Annotated in this window: 26 protein-coding genes and 1 pseudogene; 12 read left to right on the top strand and 15 right to left on the bottom strand. The window is 70.9% G+C overall.

Annotated features, from left to right (window positions below):
* Window positions 1-1265, top strand: a 1265-nt coding sequence (locus C4U03_RS37745) for an aldehyde dehydrogenase family protein (RefSeq protein WP_103944601.1), incomplete at its 5' end; no start/stop codon positions are given.
* A 46-nt stretch (window positions 1266-1311) separates the two neighbouring features.
* Window positions 1312-2199: an aldehyde dehydrogenase family protein gene (locus C4U03_RS37740; protein ID WP_103944595.1), complete on the top strand. Its 888-nt coding sequence runs from the start codon at window positions 1312-1314 to the stop codon at window positions 2197-2199.
* 90 nt (window positions 2200-2289) lie between these two features.
* Here the strand turns inward: C4U03_RS37740 and C4U03_RS40210 are convergent, their stop codons facing one another.
* Window positions 2290-2514, bottom strand: coding sequence for a hypothetical protein (locus C4U03_RS40210; protein ID WP_146087677.1), 225 nt, complete (start codon window positions 2512-2514; stop codon window positions 2290-2292).
* On the opposite strand from C4U03_RS40210, the gene C4U03_RS40205 reads away from it, so the two are divergent.
* Entirely contained in the window at window positions 2504-3166 is a 663-nt protein-coding gene (locus C4U03_RS40205) for a hypothetical protein (RefSeq protein ID WP_146087676.1), read from the top strand. The genes C4U03_RS40210 and C4U03_RS40205 overlap by 11 nt on opposite strands.
* Window positions 3167-3239: 73 nt before the next feature.
* The gene (locus C4U03_RS37730) at window positions 3240-3485 is read left to right on the top strand and encodes a DUF2630 family protein (RefSeq protein ID WP_103944593.1); all 246 of its coding nucleotides are present in this window, start codon (window positions 3240-3242) and stop codon (window positions 3483-3485) included.
* A 63-nt stretch (window positions 3486-3548) separates the two neighbouring features.
* On the opposite strand, the gene plsX is transcribed toward C4U03_RS37730, so the two are convergent.
* From plsX to C4U03_RS37705, 5 genes are all read right to left on the bottom strand, one after another.
* Entirely contained in the window at window positions 3549-4679 is a 1131-nt protein-coding gene (plsX, locus tag C4U03_RS37725; protein WP_103944592.1) for a phosphate acyltransferase PlsX, read from the bottom strand.
* Between the two features lie 126 nt (window positions 4680-4805).
* The gene (locus tag C4U03_RS37720) at window positions 4806-5213 is read right to left on the bottom strand and encodes a hypothetical protein (RefSeq protein ID WP_235018372.1); all 408 of its coding nucleotides are present in this window, start codon (window positions 5211-5213) and stop codon (window positions 4806-4808) included.
* A gap of 48 nt (window positions 5214-5261) precedes the next feature.
* On the bottom strand, window positions 5262-5708 hold the full coding sequence (locus C4U03_RS37715) for a hypothetical protein (protein WP_200827744.1): 447 nt from the start codon (window positions 5706-5708) through the stop codon (window positions 5262-5264).
* Window positions 5705-6607 carry an alpha/beta fold hydrolase gene (locus C4U03_RS37710; protein ID WP_103944591.1) on the bottom strand — a complete coding sequence of 301 codons (903 nt, stop codon included), beginning with the start codon at window positions 6605-6607 and terminating at the stop codon, window positions 5705-5707. Before C4U03_RS37710 ends, C4U03_RS37715 begins: the two co-directional genes overlap by 4 nt.
* Complete coding sequence (locus tag C4U03_RS37705; RefSeq protein ID WP_103944590.1) at window positions 6591-7349, bottom strand: DUF998 domain-containing protein; 759 nt, start codon at window positions 7347-7349, stop codon at window positions 6591-6593. The genes C4U03_RS37710 and C4U03_RS37705 overlap by 17 nt, the downstream gene beginning before the upstream one ends.
* 241 nt (window positions 7350-7590) lie before the next feature.
* Here C4U03_RS37705 and C4U03_RS37700 point away from each other — a divergent pair, with 241 nt between their 5' ends.
* The gene (locus tag C4U03_RS37700) at window positions 7591-8928 is read left to right on the top strand and encodes a KamA family radical SAM protein (protein ID WP_103944589.1); all 1338 of its coding nucleotides are present in this window, start codon (window positions 7591-7593) and stop codon (window positions 8926-8928) included.
* A gap of 152 nt (window positions 8929-9080) precedes the next feature.
* On the opposite strand, the gene C4U03_RS37695 is transcribed toward C4U03_RS37700, so the two are convergent.
* From C4U03_RS37695 to C4U03_RS37685, 3 genes are read right to left on the bottom strand one after another with little or no spacing between them, the layout of a single operon-like run.
* Window positions 9081-9602, bottom strand: a complete 522-nt coding sequence (locus tag C4U03_RS37695; protein ID WP_103944588.1) for a YbhB/YbcL family Raf kinase inhibitor-like protein — start codon at window positions 9600-9602, stop codon at window positions 9081-9083.
* A gap of 37 nt (window positions 9603-9639) precedes the next feature.
* A complete protein-coding gene (locus tag C4U03_RS37690) occupies window positions 9640-10434 on the bottom strand; it encodes an ABC transporter ATP-binding protein (RefSeq protein WP_103944587.1) in 795 nt (264 codons plus the stop codon).
* 19 nt (window positions 10435-10453) lie between these two features.
* Window positions 10454-11428, bottom strand: a complete 975-nt coding sequence (locus tag C4U03_RS37685; protein WP_103944586.1) for an ABC transporter permease — start codon at window positions 11426-11428, stop codon at window positions 10454-10456.
* Between the two features lie 121 nt (window positions 11429-11549).
* Between C4U03_RS37685 and C4U03_RS37680 the strand changes: the two genes are divergently transcribed.
* The 5 genes and pseudogenes from C4U03_RS37680 to proS all read left to right on the top strand — a co-directional run bounded on the left by C4U03_RS37680 (window position 11550) and on the right by proS (window position 15915).
* Window positions 11550-13163, top strand: a complete 1614-nt coding sequence (locus tag C4U03_RS37680; protein WP_103944585.1) for a bifunctional phosphatase PAP2/diacylglycerol kinase family protein — start codon at window positions 11550-11552, stop codon at window positions 13161-13163.
* A gap of 28 nt (window positions 13164-13191) precedes the next feature.
* Window positions 13192-13353: pseudogene (locus C4U03_RS37675) on the top strand (transposase); the annotation flags it as partial.
* 185 nt (window positions 13354-13538) lie between these two features.
* The gene (locus C4U03_RS37670) at window positions 13539-13766 is read left to right on the top strand and encodes a DUF6158 family protein (RefSeq protein ID WP_103944584.1); all 228 of its coding nucleotides are present in this window, start codon (window positions 13539-13541) and stop codon (window positions 13764-13766) included.
* 73 nt (window positions 13767-13839) lie between these two features.
* Window positions 13840-14241, top strand: coding sequence for a DUF2795 domain-containing protein (locus C4U03_RS37665; RefSeq protein WP_103944583.1), 402 nt, complete (start codon window positions 13840-13842; stop codon window positions 14239-14241).
* A 225-nt stretch (window positions 14242-14466) separates the two neighbouring features.
* Complete coding sequence (gene proS, locus C4U03_RS37660; RefSeq protein WP_235018371.1) at window positions 14467-15915, top strand: proline--tRNA ligase; 1449 nt, start codon at window positions 14467-14469, stop codon at window positions 15913-15915.
* 299 nt (window positions 15916-16214) lie between these two features.
* Here the strand turns inward: proS and C4U03_RS37655 are convergent, their stop codons facing one another.
* The 4 genes from C4U03_RS37655 to C4U03_RS40200 are packed head-to-tail and all read right to left on the bottom strand — an operon-like array spanning window position 16215 to window position 17804.
* Window positions 16215-16640: a hypothetical protein gene (locus C4U03_RS37655; protein WP_146087675.1), complete on the bottom strand. Its 426-nt coding sequence runs from the start codon at window positions 16638-16640 to the stop codon at window positions 16215-16217.
* A complete protein-coding gene (locus C4U03_RS37650; RefSeq protein WP_146087674.1) occupies window positions 16640-17020 on the bottom strand; it encodes a hypothetical protein in 381 nt (126 codons plus the stop codon). Before C4U03_RS37650 ends, C4U03_RS37655 begins: the two co-directional genes overlap by 1 nt.
* Entirely contained in the window at window positions 17017-17478 is a 462-nt protein-coding gene (locus C4U03_RS37645) for an ATP-binding protein (protein WP_103944579.1), read from the bottom strand. Before C4U03_RS37645 ends, C4U03_RS37650 begins: the two co-directional genes overlap by 4 nt.
* Window positions 17475-17804, bottom strand: a complete 330-nt coding sequence (locus tag C4U03_RS40200) for a hypothetical protein (protein ID WP_146087673.1) — start codon at window positions 17802-17804, stop codon at window positions 17475-17477. The genes C4U03_RS37645 and C4U03_RS40200 overlap by 4 nt, the downstream gene beginning before the upstream one ends.
* Window positions 17805-18267: 463 nt before the next feature.
* On the opposite strand from C4U03_RS40200, the gene C4U03_RS37635 reads away from it, so the two are divergent.
* Window positions 18268-19026 (top strand): GntR family transcriptional regulator, encoded by a 759-nt coding sequence (locus C4U03_RS37635; RefSeq protein WP_160147236.1) that lies wholly within the window; start codon window positions 18268-18270, stop codon window positions 19024-19026.
* A gap of 313 nt (window positions 19027-19339) precedes the next feature.
* Here C4U03_RS37635 and C4U03_RS40195 read toward each other — a convergent pair whose 3' ends face one another.
* Complete coding sequence (locus tag C4U03_RS40195; protein WP_146087671.1) at window positions 19340-19537, bottom strand: hypothetical protein; 198 nt, start codon at window positions 19535-19537, stop codon at window positions 19340-19342.
* Between the two features lie 631 nt (window positions 19538-20168).
* On the opposite strand from C4U03_RS40195, the gene C4U03_RS37625 reads away from it, so the two are divergent.
* Entirely contained in the window at window positions 20169-20687 is a 519-nt protein-coding gene (locus C4U03_RS37625; RefSeq protein WP_103944575.1) for a GNAT family N-acetyltransferase, read from the top strand.
* A gap of 41 nt (window positions 20688-20728) precedes the next feature.
* Here the strand turns inward: C4U03_RS37625 and C4U03_RS37620 are convergent, their stop codons facing one another.
* The gene (locus tag C4U03_RS37620; protein ID WP_103944574.1) at window positions 20729-22627 is read right to left on the bottom strand and encodes a SpoIIE family protein phosphatase; all 1899 of its coding nucleotides are present in this window, start codon (window positions 22625-22627) and stop codon (window positions 20729-20731) included.
* Window positions 22628-22663 lie beyond the last annotated feature (36 nt).

Genomic DNA, 22663 nt, shown 5'->3' with positions numbered 1-22663 from the left:
CCGCCGATGTGGATCGTGCGGTGGTTGCTGCGCGGGCTGCGTTTGAGCGGGTGTGGGGGCCGATGCCGGGTCGGGAGCGGGCGAAGTATTTGTTCCGGATCGCTCGGATCATTCAGGAGCGTGCCCGGGAGTTGGCTGTGCTGGAGTCGGTTGATAACGGTAAGCCGATCCGGGAGTCGCGGGATGTGGATGTGCCGTTGGTGGCGGCGTATTTCTTCTACTACGCGGGGTGGGCGGACAAGCTGGAGCATGCCGGGTTCGGGGCCGATCCTGGGCCGGTGGGGGTGGCCGGGCAGATCATCCCGTGGAACTTCCCGCTGCTCATGCTGGCGTGGAAGATCGCCCCCGCGTTGGCGTGTGGGAACACCGTGGTGCTCAAGCCGGCCGAGACGACGCCGTTGACGGCGTTGGTGTTCGCTGACATCTGTCGGCAGGCCGACCTGCCGGCGGGGGTGGTCAACATCGTCACCGGGGCGGGGGAGACCGGCCGGGTGTTGGCCGCTCACCCGGGGGTGGACAAGGTGGCGTTCACCGGCTCGACGGAGGTGGGTAAGCAGATCGCCCGCGCGGTGGCCGGCAGCCGCAAGCGGCTGACGCTGGAGTTGGGTGGTAAGGCCGCCAACATCGTGTTCGAGGATGCCCCGTTGGATCAGGCGGTGGAGGGGGTGGTCAACGGGATCTTCTTCAACCAGGGGCAGGTGTGCTGCGCCGGCTCGCGGCTGCTGGTGCAGGAATCGATCGCCGAGGAGTTGCTGGAGCGCCTCAAGGCGCGGATGGCGACGCTGCGGGTGGGGGACCCGTTGGATAAGAACACCGATGTGGGGGCGATCAACTCCGCCGCCCAACTCGCCAAGATCCGGGAGTTGGCGCAGGCCGGTGAGGATGAGGGCGCGGCGCGTTGGTCGCCGGCGTGTGTGTTGCCGCAGCGGGGGTTTTGGTTTGCGCCGACGGTGTTCACCGGGGTGGCGCAATCGCATCGGATCGCGCGGGAGGAGATCTTCGGGCCGGTGTTGTCGGTGTTGACCTTCCGCACTCCGGCCGAGGCGGTGGAGAAGGCCAACAACACCCCCTACGGGCTGTCGGCGGGGGTGTGGACCGACAAGGGGTCACGGATGTTGTGGATGGCGCAGCGGCTGCGCGCCGGGGTGGTGTGGGCCAACACCTTCAACAAGTTCGACCCCGCCTCCCCGTTCGGCGGCTACAAGGAATCCGGTTTCGGCCGCGAGGGCGGACGCCACGGACTGGAGGCCTACCTCAATGTCTAACCCAACCCCCAACACGCCGGTGCCCGATTCGCCGTCCGGTTCGCCGATGCCTGCTTCGCCGAGGTCTGGTCCCAGGTCTGGTGCGCCGCGCTTGGCCGTGCGTAAGACCTACAAGTTGTTCATCGCCGGGGCCTTCCCCCGCTCGGAGTCCGGCAGGTCGTACGTGGTCAACGACGCCAAGGGCGCCTTCCTGGCCTATGCCGCCCACGCCTCCCGCAAAGACGCCCGCGACGCCGTCACGGCGGCGCGTAAGGCGTTCGCCGGCTGGGCGGGGCGTGCCGCCTACAACCGGGGGCAGATCCTGTACCGCATCGCCGAGATGCTGGAGGGCCGCCGCGCCCAGTTCATCGACGAACTCCGCGCCGCAGGATTGGCCAAGACCGCCGCGGCCGGTGAGGTGGAGGCGGCCATCGACCGGTGGGTGTGGTACGCTGGCTGGGCCGACAAACTCACCACCGTCGCCGGGTCGGCCAACCCGATCTCCGGGCCGTTCTTCAACGTCTCCACCCCCGAACCCACCGGTGTCGTCGCCGTCATCGCCCCCGACTCCCCCCTGCTCGGCCTGGTCTCGGTCCTCGCCCCCGTCATCGTGACCGGTAACACCTGTGTGGTCATCGCCTCCGAGCCGGCGCCGCTACCGGCGATCACCCTGGCCGAGGTGCTGGCCACCTCCGACCTCCCGGGCGGGGTGGTCAACATCCTCACCGGCCACCGCGAGGAGTTGGCCCCCATCCTGGCCAGCCACATGGACGTCAACGCCCTCGACCTGGCCGGCACCCCCACCGACCAGGCCGGCCCCCTACAAGAGGCCGCCGCCGGCAACCTCAAACGGGTGCTGCCCCCCACCGGCGACGAGTGGACCACCGACCCCGCAACCACCCGGATGACCGCCTTCCTAGAAACCAAAACCGTCTGGCACCCCATCGGCATGTGAGAGACGGTCAGCAGGTGTGACCCGGAAACGGGTGTAGTGCAACGGTAACCGTGGAATGGAACCCCCAGGCTGATCATTACGGGGGGTAGATCAGGTGCCTGCGAAAACCACATCCCGCACGGGCCGCAGCACGGCCACACGTGCGAAGAGCACGGCCGCCGGGAAGACCGGCACCGCCCGGAGGACCACCGGCGGGCGGACGAAGACCACCGCCGGCAAGAGGTCCACCCGGGCGGCCACGTCCGGCAGGCGGCGGACGACCGCGCCGGCCGCCGAGACCTCGGCGACCGAGCAGATGAAGTCGGTGGCCGCCAAGACGGCCTCCACCGCCAAGACGTCGGTGGGCGTCGTGACCAAGGCGGTCACCACCGCCGGCAAGGCGATGGTCGGCGCCACCAAGACGGTGGTCGGCGTGGCCAAGGCCCTCGGCACGTCCGGGGCCACCGACACCAGGAGAGGAACCTCCAGGGGCAGGAAGACCACGACCGGCCGGGCCGCCGGGGGGAGGACCACCGCCGCCAGGCAGCCCGCGCGCAAGTCCACCACGTCCAGGACGACCACCGCCAAGAAGTCCACCAGGACGAAATCCGGCGCGGCCAAGACAACCGGGGCCAAGACGACGGCCCGCAAGCCGGCGGCCAAGAGCACGACGGCCAGGGGGAGGACGTCGGCGGCCGGCGGCGCCAGGAGCACCGCCACCGCGCGCTCGGCCGCACCGAAGGCGTCCGCCGGCGGCACGGCCGCCGGGCCCGGGTCGGTGACGGGCGGAACTACGGCCGGGCGCGGACCGGTGGGCGGGCGGTCGGCCGCCGAGACCGAGCGGACGGCCGGCTCCGCCGGGCGCGCGGGCGAGACCACCGGGTTCGTGGAGCCCAAGACCGACCTCGGCGCCATGCAGCATTCGACGGAGACCAGCGGAGGCTTCCTCAGCGGGCTGACGAACGCCGACGAGCCGGAGAACGGATGAGCGGCCGTCCGGTCGCCAGAGCCCCGTCCTGAGCCGGGAGGGGGCTCTGGCGCTCCTCGAAGGGAGGATCGTCATGGACGAGCGGGACATCCTGGTACGCATCGGTGAACTCGTGGAGGAGGAGCGCCGGCTGCGCGATCTGCACGAGAGGGGCGAGCTGAACCAGGCGGAGGAACAGCGGCGCCTGATGCGGCTCGAGGTGGCGCTCGATCAGTTCTGGGACCTGCTCAGGCAGCGCCGCGCCAAGGACCGCGCCGGGGAGGACCCCGACGAGGCCGACGTCCGCCCGCCCGGCGAGGTGGAGGGCTACCTCCAGTAGCGGGGGACGTCCGCGGCGCTCACGGGGAACGGAGCGTTCCCGGGGAACGGGGCGGCGGGTCCGTCACGGGCCGGGTTCCGGCCGGGCGGGCGGCTCCTGCTCCGTCCTGTGCTCCTTGGCCTCTTTGGCCTCCTTGTCGGCCTTCTCGCCGAGGCGCAGGACGAAGCGGGAGGTGCGGGTGGCCGCGATCTGGTCGCGGATCCGCTCCACGATGTGCCCGGCGGCCAGTTCGTGGGCGAGCAGGCAGGCCGAGGTGATCGCCCGTGCCCGTGAGGCCCCGTGGGCGATGACCACCGTGCCGTTCAGTCCCAGCAGCACCCCGCCGCCGTAGGTCTCCGAGCTCAGCCGGTCCCGAAGCGCCTGGAGGCGGCGGCGCTGCAGCAGCGCGCCCATCTTCGCGGTCGTGCTCGACCTGAGCGTCTCCTGGAGCTCGGCCATCGCCATCCGGGCCGCGCCCTCCATCGTCTTGAGGGCGACGTTGCCGGTGAAGCCGTCGGTCACCACCACGTCCACCGCGCCCGTCAGCAGGTCGTCGCCCTCGACGTTGCCGGCGAACTCGATCCCGTGCTGGCCCCCGGCCAGCAGTTCGTGCGCCCGCCGGACGACCTTGTTGCCCTTGCCCGGCTCGGCGCCGATGGTCAGCAGTCCCACCCGGGGCCGTTCGACGCCCAGCGCGACCTGGGCGTAGGCGGTGCCGAGCGCGGCGAACTGCACCAGCGCCTCGGGCTTGACGTCGGCGGTGGCGCCCGAGTCCAGCAGCACCGTGGGCCGGGGCCGGGTGGGCAGGGTCACCGCGATGGCCGGGCGCAGCACCCCCTGCTGGGCCTTGAGCCGCAGCCGGGAGGTGGCCACCACGCCGGCGGTGGTGCCGGCCGACACCAGCGCCGAGGCCCGGCCGGTCTTGATCAGATGGCACGCCACCGCCACCGAGGAGCGGGGCTTGCGCCAGCTGGCCAGCGCGCCCTCGTCCATCGCCAGCGTCTCCTCGGCGTGCACGATGGGGATCTCCCGGGTCACGCCGTGCCGGTCCAGCTCGGCCCGCACCCGGGGGGCCTGCCCGACCAGCACCAGCCGCACCCCGTGCTCGCGCACCGCGGTCACCGCACCGGCGATGATCTCCTCGGGCGCGTGATCGCCGCCCATGGTGTCGATCGCCACGGGACGCGCGGGCGCGCCCGTGTCATCGCCGGTCATTCACGGGCTCCAAGATCGGTCGCCGCCGAGGGGCGGCAGGGATGGGGGGCGGTTCACCGAAGGCGGCTCAACGCATGTTAGGTCACGGCCGGCAGCGGTCGGGCACGGCTGGGCGCGCCGGTGGCCTCAGTTCTCGGTGCGGCAGTCGGAACCCAGGCACGGCACGTTCTGCACCACCGGCCGCCCGTCGACCAGGATGGTGAAGAACTCCTGCTTGCCGACGTGCTCGGCGGCCCCGATCACCTCGACCGGCTTGTGGTCCGTGGTGGTGCCGGCGCACCGCACCCGCATCTTGCGTTTCGTCCATCCCGCCATGTCGGCGCACTTCAGCGGGCCGTTCAGGGCGTGCCCTCGGGACCGCAGCTCGGCGGTGGCCAGGGCGGGCATGGCCGTGCGCAGCGCCACCTGGGTCTCGTGCCGCAGTTCCCGGCGATCGGAGAACACCAAGTACGCGATCGTGCCGCTCACCACGAGGACGACGGCGGCGACCGCGCCGATGAGCACCTTCGCCCGCACACCGTCGAGTGACTTCACACCACTGAGTACCTTCACATCACGTAAGGTCACCGATCGGGCACGGGCTCATCCGTCGTGGCGGGCGGGCTTTTCCGGGACTTGGCCGTTCTCGTACCGGGGCTCGTGCTGGTGCACCGGTGTGTGCTGTGCGGTGCAGCCAAGCCCCAGACAGGATTTACGCAGCACCTCCCGGCCTGCGACGGTGATGACGTAGTGCTCGTCCGGGCGGGAGGTGTCGGCGGCTGTGACGACGCCCCGCACCCCGATCGGCTGGCCGGTGACCGTCCGGCCGGTGCAGGTGATCCGCACGACGGTGGGGGAGCCGGTGTCCGGCATGTGGCACTGCGGGCGCCGTTCCGCCGTGATGCCCAGCCGCCGCAGCTCGGCCACCGTCCCGTCCGCCACGGCGGTCCGGTAGGCGCCCGCCGAGATGGTTCGGGTCACCGAGCAGCCGGACAGCAGGAGCGCCAGGCCGGCCAGGGCGGCGCAGGCCGGGAACGGCCGGATCGTCACTGTGGCCCGTCCTCGTCCGCCGGGACGCCCGCGATGACCTCGGCGACGGCCTCGGCGACGGCGTCGGGCCGGTCGAGCTGCACCAGGTGCAGGGCGTCCGGCAGGTCCACCTGCCGCCCGTACGGGCTCATCGCGGCCAGTTCGCGGTGGTCGGCGGTCCAGCCCGCGGCCTTCTCCCCGTCCCCCAGGTCGGCAAGCGCGGTGAGCACCACCAGCGGAACGGGCGGGAACGGCAGTCGCTTGCGCAGCGCGAGCACGTCCGCGGCCATCTCGCGGTAGGCGGCGTTCTCGGCGAGCAGGGTGCCCAGCACCGTGCCGCGCCCGTACACCGCGCGCACCGTTTTGTCCGGCACCGGCGGCTTGCGTCTGCTGGTGAACCGCAGCAGCGATCGGCGGGCTCGGGGGGCGGTCAGCCAGGGGATGCCGGTGAGCCCGAACGCCCGGCCGGCCACCTGGAGGACGGGCTGCATCGCCGCGGAGATCCGTACGCCCGACCACGGCGAGGTCTCGTAGCTGGGGTCCAGCAGCACCAGCCCGCGCACCAGCCGGGGATGGACGCGCGCCAGCGCCTCGGCTTGGAAACCGGCCATGGAGTGGGCCACCACCGTCACCGGCGGGCCCGCCCACCGGGCCAGGGCGGCCAGCAGCCGGACCTCCCGGCGCAGGCTGGGCCTGCTGTGCGCGGCCGGGCTCAGCCCTGTGCCGGGACGGTCGAAGCACAGCACCCGGTTGCCCTCCAGCGCCTCGATCACCGGCTCCCAGTCGAACCAGGCGCCGCCCAGCCCGGAGGTCAGCAGCACCGGCGGGGCGTCCGGCGGGCCGGTCTGCACCAGGTGGATCCGCTCGCCGGCGAGATCGACGAACGTCCCGTCCCGGCGGGTGTCACCGTTCTGGCTCATGGCATCTCCTCGCGGGGCCGGCGGCGAGCACGGACGGGCGGGCCACCCGGTCCTCATGCAGTGCTCGGGCGATGACCAGCAGCCCGGCGCACAGGATGCCGATCTGGACCTGTTGCATCAAGCCCAGCCAGCTTCCGCGGATCATCAACAGCAGGGTGCCCAGCCCGCACAGCGCCTCGGCGACGGCCAGGATCCGGCCCCAGCGGGCCAGCGTCGGCCACCAGCCGTACCGGCGGGCCGCCAGCGACAGGGTGAACAGCGCCAGCACCCCGAAGACGATGACGAAGCTGCTGGTCACTGCGTGGAACTGGTGGGAGAAGGACACCTGCTGGGCCTGCTCGCGCAGCGCGCACCAGGTCTGCAGGCTGGGGGCGCAGTCCAGCGGGAAGACCGCGTCCCCGATGGCGCACGCCCCGAACAGCAGCAGGAACGTCCAGCCGGCCCGGGCCAGCGAACGGCGGGCCAGCCGGGCCAGCGCGGTGACGGCCACCAGCACGGAGCAGACGCCGGTCACCAGGTCGCCGGTGTTGAAGACGGCGCGAAAGGGCTGGTTGACCGCCGACAGTTCGCTGACGTAGGCGTTGATCAGGTCCAGGTCGGGGTTGAGGAAGTGGCCCAGCACGAACGTGCTGTAGCTCAGCCCGGCGATCACGGCCAGGACCACGGCATGGCCCGGCATCCGGCCCGGCCCGGCCTCGTGACGCCCCGGCTTCACCTGTTCCCTCAGTCCCCGCGCTCGCATCGGCATCTCCCTGCTCAGGATAGGGAGGGCTGACCGTGCGCAGCGGAGGGGCGACACTTTCCCGCCTTTGGATCGTTGTACAGATGGCCCCCCTGTTGCCCGACTCGTGTTGGTTCCGGCCGGAAACATGCGCGTTGACCAGTATCTTTACCGAGCGGAGAGGGTATCTGTACATCGTGACGGGGGCGCAGGGGTGAAGGGGTGCAGGGGGCCTTCACATGAACACAAGGAGTACTGCCACGTGACCTTGGTCAATGACGCGGTGCCGTCCACGGAGCGGTCCACCGGCCGCAAGTTCCGTGCCTTCACCGCCAAGCACCTGGACGAACTCACCGTCCGCGCCGGGCTGCCGCCGGAGCAGCGCCTGGCGATCCGGGCGGTGGCCACGGTGCTGCCATTCCGGACCAACAGCTACGTCGTCGAGGAGCTCATCGACTGGTCGGCCGTGCCGGACGACCCGATCTACCGCCTGGTCTTCCCGCAGGAGGACATGCTCCCCGCCGACGACGTCGCGCACATCGGTGACCTGCTGCGCCGCCAGGCCCCCCGGCAGGAGATCGAGGCCGCCGCAAACCGGGTGCGGATGCGGCTGAACCCCCACCCGGCCGGCCAACTGGAGCTCAACGTCCCCAGCTTCGGCGACGGCGCGGTGCCCGGGATGCAGCACAAGTACGACGAGACCGTGCTGTACTTCCCCAAGCAGGGCCAGACCTGTCACGCGTACTGCACGTACTGCTTCCGCTGGGCCCAGTTCGTCGGCGACCCCGACCTCAAGCTGGCCGGTGACGACACCACCCAGCTGCGCGACTACCTGATCGCCCACCCCAAGGTGACCAGCGTGCTGTTCACCGGCGGCGACGCGATGATCATGGGTGAGCCGGTGCTGCGCCGGTACGTGGAGCCGCTGCTGGACCTGGAGCAGCTGGAGTCGATCCGGATCGGCACCAAGTCGCTGGCCTACTGGCCGCAGAAGTTCGTCACCGACCCCGACGCCGACGCCATGCTGCGGCTGTTCGAGCAAGTCGTGGCGGCGGGCAAGAACCTGGCGTTCATGGCGCACTTCACCCACCCGCGCGAGCTGGAGCCGGAGATGGTGCACCGGGCGGTGCGCCGCATCCGCGACACCGGCGCGGTGATCCGCACCCAGGCCCCGCTGATCCGCTCCATCAACGACGACCCGGCGGTCTGGGAGTCCATGTGGCGCACCCAGACCCGGATGGGCATGGTGCCGTACTACATGTTCGTGGAACGCGACACCGGCCCGCAGGACTACTTCGCGGTGCCGCTGGCCCAGGCGCATGAGATCTTCAGCGACGCCTACCGCAACGTCTCCGGGCTGGCCCGGACCGTGCGCGGCCCGTCGATGTCGGCCACCCCCGGCAAGGTCTGCGTGGACGGGGTGGTGGAGCTGGGCGGTGAGAAGGTCTTCGTGCTGCACTTCATCCAGTGCCGCGACGACGCGCTGGTCAACAAGCCCTTCTTCGCCAAGTACGACCCGGCGGCGGTGTGGCTGGACGACCTCAAGCCGGCCTTCGCCGACCGGTTCCCCTTCGAGGACATGGTCCTGCCGTCCCGCTGACCGGCGCTCCGCCGCGTCCGGACGGGCCGTGCGGGCCGTGCGGACTCTGGCGGAGCGCACGGCCCGGAGGGAGCGCACGGCCCGGAGAACGCGCGGGCCCCGCCGTGCCACAGTGGTCACGGCGGGGCCCGCATGTCATGGGTGGGAGCCGGTCAGGACTCGTAGACCGGCACGATGGACGCTCGCGCCAGGGTGTGCGCGGTGATGTTGAAGCCCGCCACCGCCGGCATCACCTCGGAGTCGATGCCCAGCGACTCGGTGTCCAGGGCGTGCACGGTGAACACGTAGCGGTGCGGCTTGCCGGGAGGCGGCGCCGCCCCGCCGTAGGCCTTGTTGCCGTAGTCGTTGCGGGACTGGACGCCCACCGTGGAGTCGGCGGCCCCTGCCCCGGCGGGCAGCTCGGTCACGTTCGCCGGGATGTCGAACAGCACCCAGTGCCAGAACCCGCTGCCGGTCGGGGCGTCGGGGTCGTAGCAGGTCACCGCGAAGCTCTTGGTCTCCTCCGGGAAGCCCGACCAGCGCAGCTGCGGGGAGACGTTGCCTCCGGAGAAACCCCAGTCGTCGAAGACCTGCGCCTCGGCCATGCGCTCGCCGTCGGCGATGTCGTCACTGGTCACCGTGAACGACGGGACCTCGGGCAGATACTCGTGCGGAAGCGGCGGCTGTCCGGGCATGCAGACCTCCTACGGAACGCGCGGTGCGGGATATGGGTTACTTGCCGGTGGCCTCGGTGTAGGCGGCGATGACCTCCTTGGTGTCGCCGTCCATCCGGATCCTGCCCTCGTCCAGCCAGATCACCCGGTTGCAGGTCTCCTCGACCTGGTCGAGGTTGTGGGCGACCAGGAACACCGCGCCGGCGTCCTTGCGCAGCTCGTTGATCTTGGCCTTGCTGCGCCGCTTGAACTTGGCGTCCCCGGTGGCCAGCGCCTCGTCGATGAGGAGCACGTCGTGGGTGCGGGCGGCGGCGATGGCGAAGCGCAGCCGGGCGCCCATCCCCGAGGAGTAGGTGGACATCGGGTACTGGATGAAGCCCGGCTTGAGGTCGGCGAACTTGACGATCTCGTCGTACTTGGCCCTGGTCTCCTCGGGGGTCAGGCCCATCGCCAGGCAGCCCAGCACGATGTTGCGCTCGCCCGACAGCTCCCGCATCAGCGCCGCGTTGACGCCCAGCAGCGATGGCTGGCCCTGGGTGTAGACGCCGCCGCGGGCCGGCGGCAGCAGGCCCGCGATCGCCTTCAGCAGCGTGGACTTGCCCGAGCCGTTGGTGCCGATCACGCCGATCGCATCGCCCCGGTAGGCCACGAAGGACACGCCGCGCACGGCGTGGACCTCCTTCATCTGCGGGCGGTTCTGCCGGCGCAGCACCCGCATCAGCGCGGTGGCGGCGGTGCCCTTGCCGCCGCCGGCCCCGTAGACCCGGTAGACGATGTGCAGGTCGTCGACCACCACGATCGGCTCGCGGGTCGGGTCGATGACCACCTGGGGTTGGGGTGCGGAGTCGCTCACCCGAGCCCTCTCCTTGACCTCAGCCACGGCCGTACCTCTCCTCCGCACGGTGGAAGTACCAGAATCCCCCGACGAAGGCCACCAATGCCCAGGCCAGCGCGTACCACCACAGGTGGGTGTGGCCCCAGTGGTGGGCGGCCAGGTCACCCCGGTAGCTGTCGAGCAGCGAGGTGCGTACCAGCTCGATGTACACCGACGCCGGGTTGGCCTCCAGCACCTTGGCTATCCATGGATAGTCCTGCAGCGCGTCCTTCTCGGCCAGGCTCGCCGTCATGAAGAAGATCCCGGAGAAGTACAGCCAGGTCCGGGTGACGAACGGGAGCAGTTGCTGGATGTCGCGCACGAAGGCGCCCATCCGCGCGATCACCAGGCTGATCCCCATGTTGAAGATCAGCTGCAGCACCAGCACGGGCAGCACCAGCAGCCAGTGCCACGACAGCGGCTCGCCGGTGACCACCACGATCACCGCCAGCACGCACATGGAGACCAGCAACTGCTGCAGCTCCACGATCACCATCGCGAACGGCAGCGACGCCCGGGGGAAGTGCAGCGCCCGGATCAGCGACAGGTTGTTGCCGACCGACCTGGCCCCGGCGGTCAGCGACCGCTGGGTGAACGTGAACACGAACACCCCGGTGATCAGGAAGGCCGAGTAGTTGCTGACGCCCTTGTTGGTGCCCAGCAGCAGTCCGAAGATCAGGTAGTAGACGCCCGCGTTCAGCAGCGGGGTCAGCACCTGCCAGACCTGCCCCAGCCGGGACGAGGTGTACATCGACATGCTCTTGGCCGACGCGAAGTTCCAGATGAACGTGCGTCGCTGCCAGAGGTCCTGGATGTATGTGCGCAGCGGGGGGCGTGCCGCGCTCTGCGTCAGTCCGTGCCGGGCGGCGAATTCGGCCAGGGACTCGGCGCTCTTTCCAGCCAAGGTAGGGGGCTCCGGGATCGTGTCTACCGACTCGCCACCCGGCGGAGTGAACCGGTCCGGGTGACTCATGGGCCGAAGCCTATTGCAGTCACGGAGACCAGGGGGACGTTCACCCCTATGTGACCCCTGATTCGTGATCTTCGGGAGATTCCGCCGGAGTCAGGTCCGTCCTGCGGGGGATATCCGTCGCATGCGCGTCAACCTCCGGCGGCTGGACGCCGCACGTCCCGGCGGATCTTCCGCATCCCGCCCGTTCACCGACCTCGCCCGGCAGGCTCCCGGCACCGGCCGCGGCCGGCGCCGCGCCCGCCTGCGCCACCATCGCGCGCTGCGCGGGCTCTCGGCGATCGACCGGTGGGCGTTCGACGCGGTGGCGACCGCGCGCCTGCCCGGCCTGGAGTACGTCCTGCCCAGGCTGTCGCGGGCCGCCGACAACGGGGTGCTGTGGTTCACCACGGCCGCGGTGCTCGGCACCACCCGCCGGCCCCGGCTGCGCCGCGCCGCGCTGCGCGGCTCCATCGCGATCGCGCTGGCCAGCCCGGCGGTGAACCTGCTGGGCAAGCACGCCTTCCGGCGCCCGCGCCCGGTCGTGGACCTGGTCCCTCAGGTGCGGATCCGCTGGAAGCTGCCGACCTCGCACGCCTTCCCGTCCGGGCACTCGGCCTCCGCCGCCGGGTTCGCCACCGGGGTGGCGCTGGAGGCGTCCCCGATCGTGGCGGTGCCGGTGGCGGTGACCGCCGCCGCGGTGGCGTTCGCCCGGGTCTACACCGGCGCGCACTACCCCGGGGACGTGCTGGCCGGGATCAGCATCGGCGTGGCCGCCGCGCTGGGCACCCGGCTGGTGTGGCCGGCCCGCCCGCCGGTGGCCACCACCGTCCACGGCCTGTTCGTGCCCGGACTGGTCACCGAGGACGGCCGAGGCGTGGTCGCGGTGGTCAACACCGGCGCGGGCGGCGGTGACGGGGTCACCGGGCTGCTGGCGCGCGAACTGCCCGCGGCCGAGATCGTCCGGGCCGATCCGCAGGACGACCTGACCAAGCTGCTCGATGAGGCGGCGGGACGCGCCCGGGTGCTGGCGGTGGTGGGCGGCGACGGCACGGTCAACGCCGGCGCCCGGGCGGCGCTGCGCCACGGGGTGCCGCTGCTGACCGTCCCCGGCGGCACGCTGGACCACTTCTCCCGGGCGCTGGGGATCGAGCATCCGGCCGACGCCGTGGCCGCCTACCGGGCGGGCCGGCTGACCCGGGTGGACGTGGGGACGGTGCGGCAGCCCGGGGAGGAGGCGATCTTCCTCAACACCGCGAGCTTCGGCGCGTACACCGACCTGGTCGACCGGCGCGAGCGGCTGGAACAGCGGATCGGCAAGTGGCCGGCGACGGCGGTGGCGGCGGTCCGCACGTTCCGCCGCGCCGCGCCGATCGAGGTGAGCGTGGACGGCCGGCCACGCCGGGTGTGGCTGGCGTTCGTCGGCAACGGCGTGTACGGGTCGCACGGGCCCGCGCCGACCTGGCGCAGACGGCTGGACGACGGGCGGCTCGACGTCCGGCTGATCTCCTTCTCCGGCGGGCACGTGTCCAGGCTGCGCGCGCTGGCCGCCGTGCTGTTCGGCCACCTGCACCTGACCCCCGGCTACTCGCGCTGGAAGACGACGTCGCTCACGCTGACCGCGCCCCACGGCGACCTGCGGGTGGCGCGGGACGGGGAGACGCACGCGGTGAGCCCGCCGGTCGAGTTCGGCAAACGGCCCGCCGCGCTGACGGTCTTCTGCCCCGCCCACCGGCCGGGGATGACCCCGGCCCGTTGACGCGCTCCCTGGCCTGAAAGGCCGGGATTCAGTCTCGTCCCGGCGGATGCGCGCCGAGTTCCCCGAGCTGGCCCGCCACTACTACCGGGCCAATCGGTTGTGGTCGGCGTCCTACTTCGCCGGATCGGTCGGCGGCGCACCCCTCACGGTGCTGCGGCAGTACATCGAGCAGCAGAACCGGCCGGTCTAGAACGCGACCGGGCCTGACGGCCCGGCCGCGCGGGGCCTTCACCCCCGGGCCTGAAGGCCAGAGCACTGGCCCGGCTCGCGGTAGCCGCGGATACGCGCGGGATGTCCGCAGGATGTTTGCGCGCCGGCGATCGGGTAGGGGCCGGTCCGACCCGTTCAGTGACATACGGCCGATGGGGGAAGCCGATGGGGATTGGTGTCGAGCCCGCCCTGCTCAATGACTCCGACCTGATGCGTGAGCTGAACAACCTGTACGAGACCCGGATGGACGCGCTGCGGCACGCCTCGGATCACGCGCTGGCCGAGCACACGCGGCGTACGGCCGAGCTGGAGGCCGAGTACATACGGCGCAACCCCGCCCGGGAGATCGACCCTGAGCGTCTGCGGGAGGGCGCCCGGGCGAGGGGGCAGTGAGCCATGCCGAGGTTCGGCTACCACCAGGAGTCTGCCGTATGGCCGACTCCCCGAACTGATTAGGAGCCAGACCATGCCCCGTGACAGTGCCAAGCGAAGCCCGCGCGTCGACGACGAGCTCAAGCACGAGACCGAGGGGATGATCCGCGGCGGCGGCCCCACCCACGTCGAGGAGTGGCGGCAGCCCGAGCCCACCGGCGAGCCCCCCGCCTCCGCCCAGATGCCGCCCGAGCGCCAGGGCGGCGGCGTCGATATGACCGCCCGCGAGGTCGAGTGGCGCTCGCAGATCGCCCAGGTGCTGGCCCCGCTCGACTATCCCGCCGACCGCGGCAAGATCCTGGCGTTCCTGGAGCGCAACCACGCCCCCGGCAACGTGGTCACCGCGATGACCGGGCTGCCCAAGGACCGCAAGTTCCACAACGTCGGCGAGATAGCCCGCGCCATCGGCATCCACACCGAGCAGCACCGCATCTGAGGGTCGCAAGCTTCGCCGGAAGCGGCCACACGCGGCCCGGAACGTGCGCGCCGCACCGCGCGCACGGGGCCGCGGCGGCCGGAAACATCGGGTAAACGCCGGGTCATCGGCGGTCCGGCGGGAAAGGTCTCCGGGTAAGCGGACGGCGGTCCCCGGCCGGGATCCGGCCGGGGACCGCCGGTGTCCGGGCCTGCGGCGGTACGGGCAGTGAGTACCCTCGTCTGCGTGAGTCGTGAAGGTGTGACGCCGCAGAGCGAAGATTTCTCCGCCTGGTACAACGAGCTGGTCATCAAGGCGCAGCTGGTGGATCGCGGGCCGGTGCGGGGCACGATGGTCATCCGGCCGTACGGGTACCGGATCTGGGAGCTGCTCCAGGCCGACCTGGACCGGCGGATCAAGGAGGCCGGGCACGACAACGCCTGCTTCCCGATGTTCATCCCCGAGTCGTACCTGCGGCGGGAGGCCGAGCACGTCGAGGGGTTCTCGCCGGAGCTGGCCGTCGTCACCGTCGCGGGCGGCAAGGAGCTGGAGGAGCCGCTGGTGGTGCGGCCCACCTCCGAGACGGTCATCGGCGAGTACATGGCCAAGTGGATCGGCTCGCACCGCGACCTGCCGCTGCTGCTGAACCAGTGGGCCAACGTGGTCCGCTGGGAGATGCGGCCCCGTATGTTCCTGCGCACCACCGAGTTCCTGTGGCAGGAGGGGCACACCGCGCACATCGACGAGGCCGACGCGATGCGCGAGACCATGTGGGCGCTGGACGCCTACGCGGCGGTCGCGCGCGACCTGGCGGCCATGCCGGTCGTGCCGGGGGAGAAGACCCCCGGCGAGCGCTTCGCCGGGGCCGTGCGCACCTACACGATCGAGGGCATGATGCGCGACGGCCGCGCGCTGCAGGCCGGCACGTCCCACTACCTGGGCACGAACTTCGCCAAGGCGTTCGAGATCCAGTACCAGGACGAGGCCGGCAAGCTCACCCTGGCGCACACCACGTCCTGGGGGATGAGCACCCGCATGATCGGCGGGGTCATCATGACGCACGGCGACGACACCGGGCTGGTGCTGCCGCCGCGGCTGGCGCCCTACCAGGTGGTGATCGTGCCGATCGGGCGCAAGGAGCAGGGCGAGGCCACCGCCGCCGAGGCCCGCCGGCTGGGCGCGGCGATCAAGTCGATGGGCATCCGGGTGCACGTGGACGACAATCGGCCGCAGCTGTCGCCCGGCTTCAAGTTCAACGACTGGGAGATGCGCGGCGTCCCGATCCGGCTGGAGATCGGCCCGCGCGACCTAGAGAACGGGGTCGCCACCCTGGTCCGCCGGCTGCCGACCGTCGAGGGCCAGGGCAAGGAGGCCGTCCCGCTGGAGCGGGTGCCGGAGATCATGCCGCAGATCCTGGCCGACTTCCAGGCGTTCCTGCTGGCCCGGGCCGAGACGTTCCGGGGCGACCACACCCGGGCGGTGGAGGTTTGGGACGATTTCGGCGCGCAGGTCGCCGAGGGCTGGGCGCTGGCGTTCCACTGCGGTCGCGCCGAGTGCGAGGACGACATCAAGGCCGACACCGCCGCCACCCCGCGCTGCATCCCCGCCGAGGGCCCGGCCGAGCAGGGCGTCTGCGTCAAGTGCGGCCAGCCGTCGGCCTACGGCAAGCGCGTCATCTTCGGCAAGGCGTATTAACGGTCGCGGCTTCGCCGCGACGGCGAGCGGGCGTGCTCATGGTCGCGGCTCCGCCGCGACGGCGAGCGGGCCTGGGAACGCGCGGTCTTCCCTCGTCGCGGTGAAGATCGCTCGTTCCTCGCGGTCTTCACCGCTCCTGCCGGAGACGATCCGGGTGACGCGTAACCGCAGGTCAGCGGCATGTCCGTGTGACCGGAGCGGTTACGCGTCATCATCTTGTCACCATCTCGCGTTTGTGCTGGTCAGAGCTTCGCCAGGTGCCCGCCGTTCAAGAGGCTGAACGCCGGAACCCTCAGGGATCACGACTTCGTCTCCCCGTGGAGGGCCAGGCACAACGTCACGTGCAGATACGCCAACGCCATGGCCGGAGCCATCGCAGCGTCGGCCGGAGGTGGTGACCATGCGGCACCGGCAGGGGTACGCATGACCTCGGCCATCCATTCCCGAAGCCCGTCATCGGAGCAGAACCCGGTATGCGCGGCGGCAATGGCCTCTGGGGACCGGCCGCTCACCCGCGCCAGTTCCCTTGCCCCGCTTTGCACGATGCCCGCCAGCATCCCCAGGAACCGCAACCGGCCGTGCCGACGAGTCAACGTGGCGGCAAGCCGCTCCACCTCCAAGAACGCCTTTTCGGTGCTCCCGATGCCCTCGGACCCGGTGTACGGGAGGCGCAAACTCGCCTCCAGCAGCCGACGAACATCACGCTCCGCGCCGGCCCGCCCCATCACTGCCCCGCCTCAGAGCCCAGCCGGGCACGGGCTTGAGCGCGCAGCCGCCGCCACCGGCCCCGCCACCCGTCCACCCCCCGGCAGTCCCGTGACGGCCTAGGCCACGGTGCAGGAGGCGACCCCACCGGCATCTCCCGCAGACAGGCCAGCAGTTCCAGCGCCGCCCGGTCCACCTCCACCGCCGGGCACCGCTGGGAGCGGCCCGGCCCCCACGCGATCCACCGCCGCCCGCCGCCGCGCCAGGAGTCGTAAGTCACCACGTACGCCCGCACCATGTCCCCGGACCGCTCCAGCCACGCCACCATGCCCTCACCGAAGGGTGTGACCCGCACCCCGTGCAGGCACAGCAGCCGCGACAGCTCATCCATCTCGCTCACCGAGGCCACTCCCCAGCCCCACCGGTACGCGGCACCTCGAACCACACCGTCGTGAAGCCCTCACCGTTGCGCGCCCAGTCCCACCGGGCCGACAACTCCTGAACGATCAGCAGGCCCCGCCCGCCCAGCACCGAATACGCCGGGATGCGCGGCTCGCCCGCCGTCCCGCCCTGATCGGTGATCTCCACCCGGATCACCTCATCGGTGGCGATCACCGCCGCCCACACCCGCCCGCCCGGCCGACCGCTAGCGGTGTGCAACACCGCGTTCGTGACGATCTCCGAGGCCATCAGGTCCACGTCATCCAGGTCCACCCCCGCGCCGTCCAGTACCTCGCGTAGGTAGGCCCGTACCTCACGCACATGCACCTTGGCGTCCGGCGAGTCATCCTCGGCCGGGAAGCGAAGAGCTTCCACGAACCGCACCCCCGCACCCGCCAGCAGGCCCGCCGTGATCACAGCCGCACCCCCGCGAGTTCCGCCGCCGCCGCTCTCACGTCGTCCATGTCGCTGATCGGCCGACGCCGGGACCCGTCCCACAGGTACGCCCAGTTCTGGCCACGCCGGATCACCACCACCCCAACTGAGTTCCGGCCCCACGCCGACCGCAGCATCAGCACCGCCTCGCCGTTGGCCTCCACCACCATCCGGGACGCCTGACCACGCTCCACCAGCGCGATCGCCAGATCCGCCAGCAGCCGCACCCGCATTTGCGTCAGCGCGGGGTCGGCCCTCCACCGCCCCGTCTGGCCCTTGTCAGGCTCGGTTGCCCGTACCACTGCCACGTGTTCGACCTCCCTACGGTTTGGCGGAGACGCTGACAGCCCAAGCGCGGCCAGCACGGAGGCCGCCGCTTCCTCTGGGGAGACCGCCGAAATCACGTCGCCCCCCGCCCAGGCGAACAGCACCCGCCCGGGGACCCCCTCATCGAGGTGACAGGACACGGTGGCGTTCACCTGCGCGTTCGCCGCGTTAAGAACCCGCAGCGCCGTGCTCTTACGCCCACCACCGCTGTTGAGCATGATCTTTCGGACGACCACGCCCCCGGCCCTCTCAAGGCATGAGGCAAGCGAGTCGAGCGCGCACCGGCATGCCGGATCCTCGGGTGACATAGAATCTTCCTCCGAAAGATCTAACGTCTAAGGTTTCCGGTCGAAGCGTTGCACTCTCGTGACGGGCAGTCAAGGGAAACGTTTAACGTTTGCGAAGTCGTCTATGATCGGGGGACCCGAACGGAGAGAGGCGAGGATGAGCAAGCCGTCGTACCGAGACATCGCCGCGATCTTGCGCCGTGAGATCGAAGCGGGCGACTACGAGCGCGGCTCGCTGTTCCCGCCAGAGCCGGCGCTCGCAGAGCGGTTCAACACCACCAGAGCCACGATCAACAACGTGTTGCGGGTTCTTCGAGCCGAAGGGCTGGTCTCCACGCAACAGGGAAGGGGCACCACCGTGACCGCCATGACCCCCCGCATCAACCGTGACGCCGTGTCGCGGTACCGCAAGGACTCCCGGGAGCGCGCCCGGGGAGCGTTCGACTCCGAGGTTCGCAAGCTCGGGATGGAGCCCCGGTCAGACCTCACCGTGGGCAGGGTGGTACCGCCCGCAGAGGTCGCCGCGATCTTGAACATCGAGCCCGGACAGGAAGTGGTCGTCCGGTCGCGACGCATGTACGCCGACGGCGTTCCCGTTCAGATCGCGCCCAGCTACATCCCGCTCGACATCGCCGCAGGCACCGTGCTGGAGGAGCAGAACCAGGGACAGGGCGGCATGGTCAGCCGGATGGCCGACCTCGGTTACCGCCAGGTGCGGATGACCGAGAGCATCACCGTACGGCCACCGAACGACGACGAAGCGGACTTCCTCCAGATGTCCGCCGATCAGCGGGTCTACGTCATCACCCACGTTGGCTGGACGGCCGACAACCGCCCGGTCGAGGTATGCGTTCACGTCATGCCGACGCATTACTGGACGCTCGAATACGGCTGGGACGTAGACCCGGCCGAGTGACGACACGGCCTGTGTGAGGGATTTCCCTACCAGGTCAAGGAGCGCGCCCGCCAGGCCGGGCGCGCTCATCGCGCGTGGCCGGTCCCGCCCACAGCAGCGGCCAGTGATCGACATCCGGCGGCGGGGCCCCTACCCCACCGGCGGTGTCGATCATTTCCGCACTGTGGACGGACCAGAAAGCGCGAGCGGTCCCAACGGACGGGCGCGCCCGGCGAGAATCCCTTCACCTTGCGCACCCTGTTTCCGGCCGCCCCGTCTCGCCACCTGCACCAACCGCACCGCTCGCCGTGACGACGATCGGCCGGGCTCAGATTCATGACCGCAGGCGCCCGAGTGCCCTCTTCCACACGAACTTCACCGTGACCACTCCCAGCGCGACCAGCCCCACACTGGCGAAATGCTGCCAGGGCGCCACACGGACGGAGAAGCCGAAGAAGAGAGCCGCGATGGCAACGACTACGAACACCGAGCCGACGAGGAAGAGCCCAAAGCGATCAAAGTACTCCTCCATGGACTTCCGATCGGGTCGGCCAGATCCGGAAGATCGCAGGTTCGACACGGCCGCCCTCATCGCTATCAGGCCGCACAGTCCGAAAGCTACGAGCACCAATCCGTCCCACATGGCGAAGGCCCTCCCTGCTCCGCGACCACCGCCAGGATCCCGGTTCGCCGTCTGCACTTCAAGAGGACCCAAACCGGCTGGCACAGCAAGCCGCGATGCTCGCTATCGAGCACAGCACCCCTCAGCCGCAAACGCGGGGGATGATGTGGTACCCACACCCACCCCACCAGCCCCGCCCTGACAACGGCCGCCGCGAAGCGGCCTTTCCCATTCGGGGCGCCCCTCACCGCGCGGGCAACCGAGCACCCGCTGTGATGTCTTGGGACATCGGTGACAGTTCTGTGCCAGGACATCGGGGGCAGTGCCTGCCTTGTGTCGACTTCGTCGCGGCGCGTAGGATCTGTCTCGGCCCGAGCGTTTCGGGCCATCGACTACGAGCAACTTCAGGAGCGCCGACCACTTTCCGGTCACCGCCGAGGTGTCTGCCTTGGCGTGCCCTCGTTTCGGCTGCGCTCCTGTTCGTTGGTCACTCTTGCATCTCCAGGTCGTGCAGTCTTCCCAACACGATTGGAGATTCCGCATGTCGTCTTACCCGCAGGTCCGTCTTCTAGCTGCAACCGAGTCGTTGCTGAACGCGCTGAACGACAACCGAGCGCTGTTCGGCGAGTTGATCGGCTCATCTGTCCCGGACGGATGGCCCGAGTTCCCCGAGGCCATTGGCTTCACCTTGGAGCACCTGCAGACCGCATCCGAAGCTGACCGCTCGTGGTCAATGCAGTTCTTTCTCGACCCGGCGACGGGACAGCTCCTCGGCTCAGGTGGCTTCGCGGCCCCGCCGGCAGAGCGCACCGTCGAGATCGGCTACGAGATCGCCCCGGAGTTCCGGGGCCGGGGTTTCGGCGTGGCCGCTGCCCGGGCACTGGTCGAGCGCGCTGTCGCCAGCAGCGAGGTCGATCACGTCCTTGCTCACACACTGCCCGGCCCGAATCCGTCGACGGGTGTGCTCGTGTCGCTCGGCTTCGAGCACACCAATGACCAAGAAGACCCCGAGGTCGGCGTCGTCTGGGAGTGGAGATGGACCCGACCGTTGGACGTGTAGTCCGGCAGGACTCTCAGTCGGGGGCCTGGGGAGGCTCCGGGCTAGTTGAGGGTCTGGGGGAGGACGCGCAGGGCGAGGATGGACACGTCGTCGCTCAGGTCGCCGTCGCAGAAGTCCATCAGGGCGCGTTCCACCGCCAGCAGCATCTCGCGGACCGGGAGGGCGGCGCTGGCGGCCAGGGTCTCGATCAGCCGTTCGTGGCCGAACCGCTCGCGGGTCATGGTGCAGGCGTCCAGCACCCCGTCCGAGTGCAGGAAGACCGTGTCGCCCTCGGCCAGGTCGATGGACTCGATGGCCGGCTCGAAGTCCTCGAACAGGCCGAGGGGGACGCCGCCGCCCCCGGTGGTGCGGATCAGGCCGTCCTGGCGGACCACGATCGCGGGGGGATGGCCGGCGGTGGTCAGGGTGAGCCGGATGCCGTCGTCGAGTGTCTCCATCCCGGCGAGGATGGCGGTGACGAAGCGGTCCTCGCTGAGCAGCGCCAGGTTGACCATGCTCATCACCTCGGCGGGCTCGGTCTTCCAGCGTGACAGCAGACGGACCCCGTGCCGGGCGGTGGCGGTGACCGCGGCGGCCTCCTCGCCCTTGCCGCACACGTCGCCGAGCACGAAGCCCCAGCCGGTGCCGGTCGGGAACACGTCGTAGAAGTCGCCGCCGACCTCCACCCCCCGGGTGGCCGTCAGGTAGCGGGCGTCCACCTCCAGGCCGGGGATGGCCGGCAGCGCCTTGGGCAGCAGGCTGGCCTGCAGGGACGCGGCGACCTCGGCGCGGCGCCGGTACAGCCGGGCGGCCCGGATGACCAGCCCCAGGTAGCGGCCGAGCCGCTGGACGACCCCCAGGTCCATCAGGTCGAACGGGCCGTGCTCGCCGCTGCCGGTGAGGGTGATGGTGCCCAGGCAGCGGCGGCCGTCCTCGATGGGCACGCACAGTACGGAGGTGGCGCTGATCGCGCCGCACACCGGGCTGCCGTCGGGCAGCGAGCCCAGCATCGACAGTTCGGCCACGTGCGGGTGCAGGGTGCCCTGCCGGCCGGTGAACACCGACTGCGGCAGGGTGCCGGGCGCCGGGTTCAGGTCCTCCAGCAGGTGGGTGAGCTCCTCGGCCCGCTCGCCGCCCGGCCCGATCACGACCTGGCGGCGCAGGTCGGGGGCGCGCCCGGTGCCGGCCGGGGTGTCCTGGGCCACGTCGACGATCACCCAGTCGGCCAGCTCGGAGGCCAGCAGCCGGGCGCAGCGGCGGACCGCGACCTGCTCGTTGAACACCGGCTCGTCCAGCAGTAGTTCGCTGGCGGTGGCGAGCACGTCCATCCGGTGCACGACGGTGGCGACCGCCTCGTCCTCGGCCTCCTCCCGCCTGGGCTTGTCCGGGACGGGCATCCCGCCGGAGGCGGGGGTGGCCGCGGCCACCACCATGGGGTCGGGCTCGCCCCTGATCCACACCCGGGCCAGCGTCACCACGGCCTCGACGGGCTTGTTGCGGCTCAGGAAGCGGACCTGGGCGTGGCGGCGGCGGCCGGTGCGTACCACGGCGGCCAGCTGCGACCGCAGCGCCGCCCGGGTGGGCAGGTCGCAGAAGACGGTGAACGACTTGCCGGAGACGTAGCCGGGGGAGGTGCCCAGCAGTGTGGCGGCCTGCCGGTTGACCCGCCGCACGCTGCTGTCACGGTCCAGCAGGAACAGCGGCACCGGGGCGTCCTGGAAGACGGTGCGCAGCACCCGGCGCTCGGCCTCGGCGGCGGCGGTGCGGCCCTCGGCGCTGGACTGGCCGGTGCCCATGGTGCGCAGCGCGGCCAGGGCCAGTTCCAGCTCGACGAGCGCGGCGTCCAGGGTGGCCCGCAGATCCGGTTCGGGCATGGCGGCGGCCTGCCGCAGATCCCCGATCCGCCCCTCGAGGTCGCTGATCTCGCGCATGAGAACGCCCGGTTCGAGCTGTTCCGGCATGCAGGACTCCCTCTTACCACTCGGTTCTCCGGCGCG

Origin of the sequence: Thermomonospora echinospora (assembly GCF_900108175.1) — a bacterium.
Taxonomy (GTDB): Bacteria; Actinomycetota; Actinomycetes; order Streptosporangiales; family Streptosporangiaceae; genus Thermomonospora; species Thermomonospora echinospora.
The sequence above is the reverse complement of the archived record's forward strand: the minus strand, read 5'-3'. Positions and strand labels throughout refer to the sequence as shown.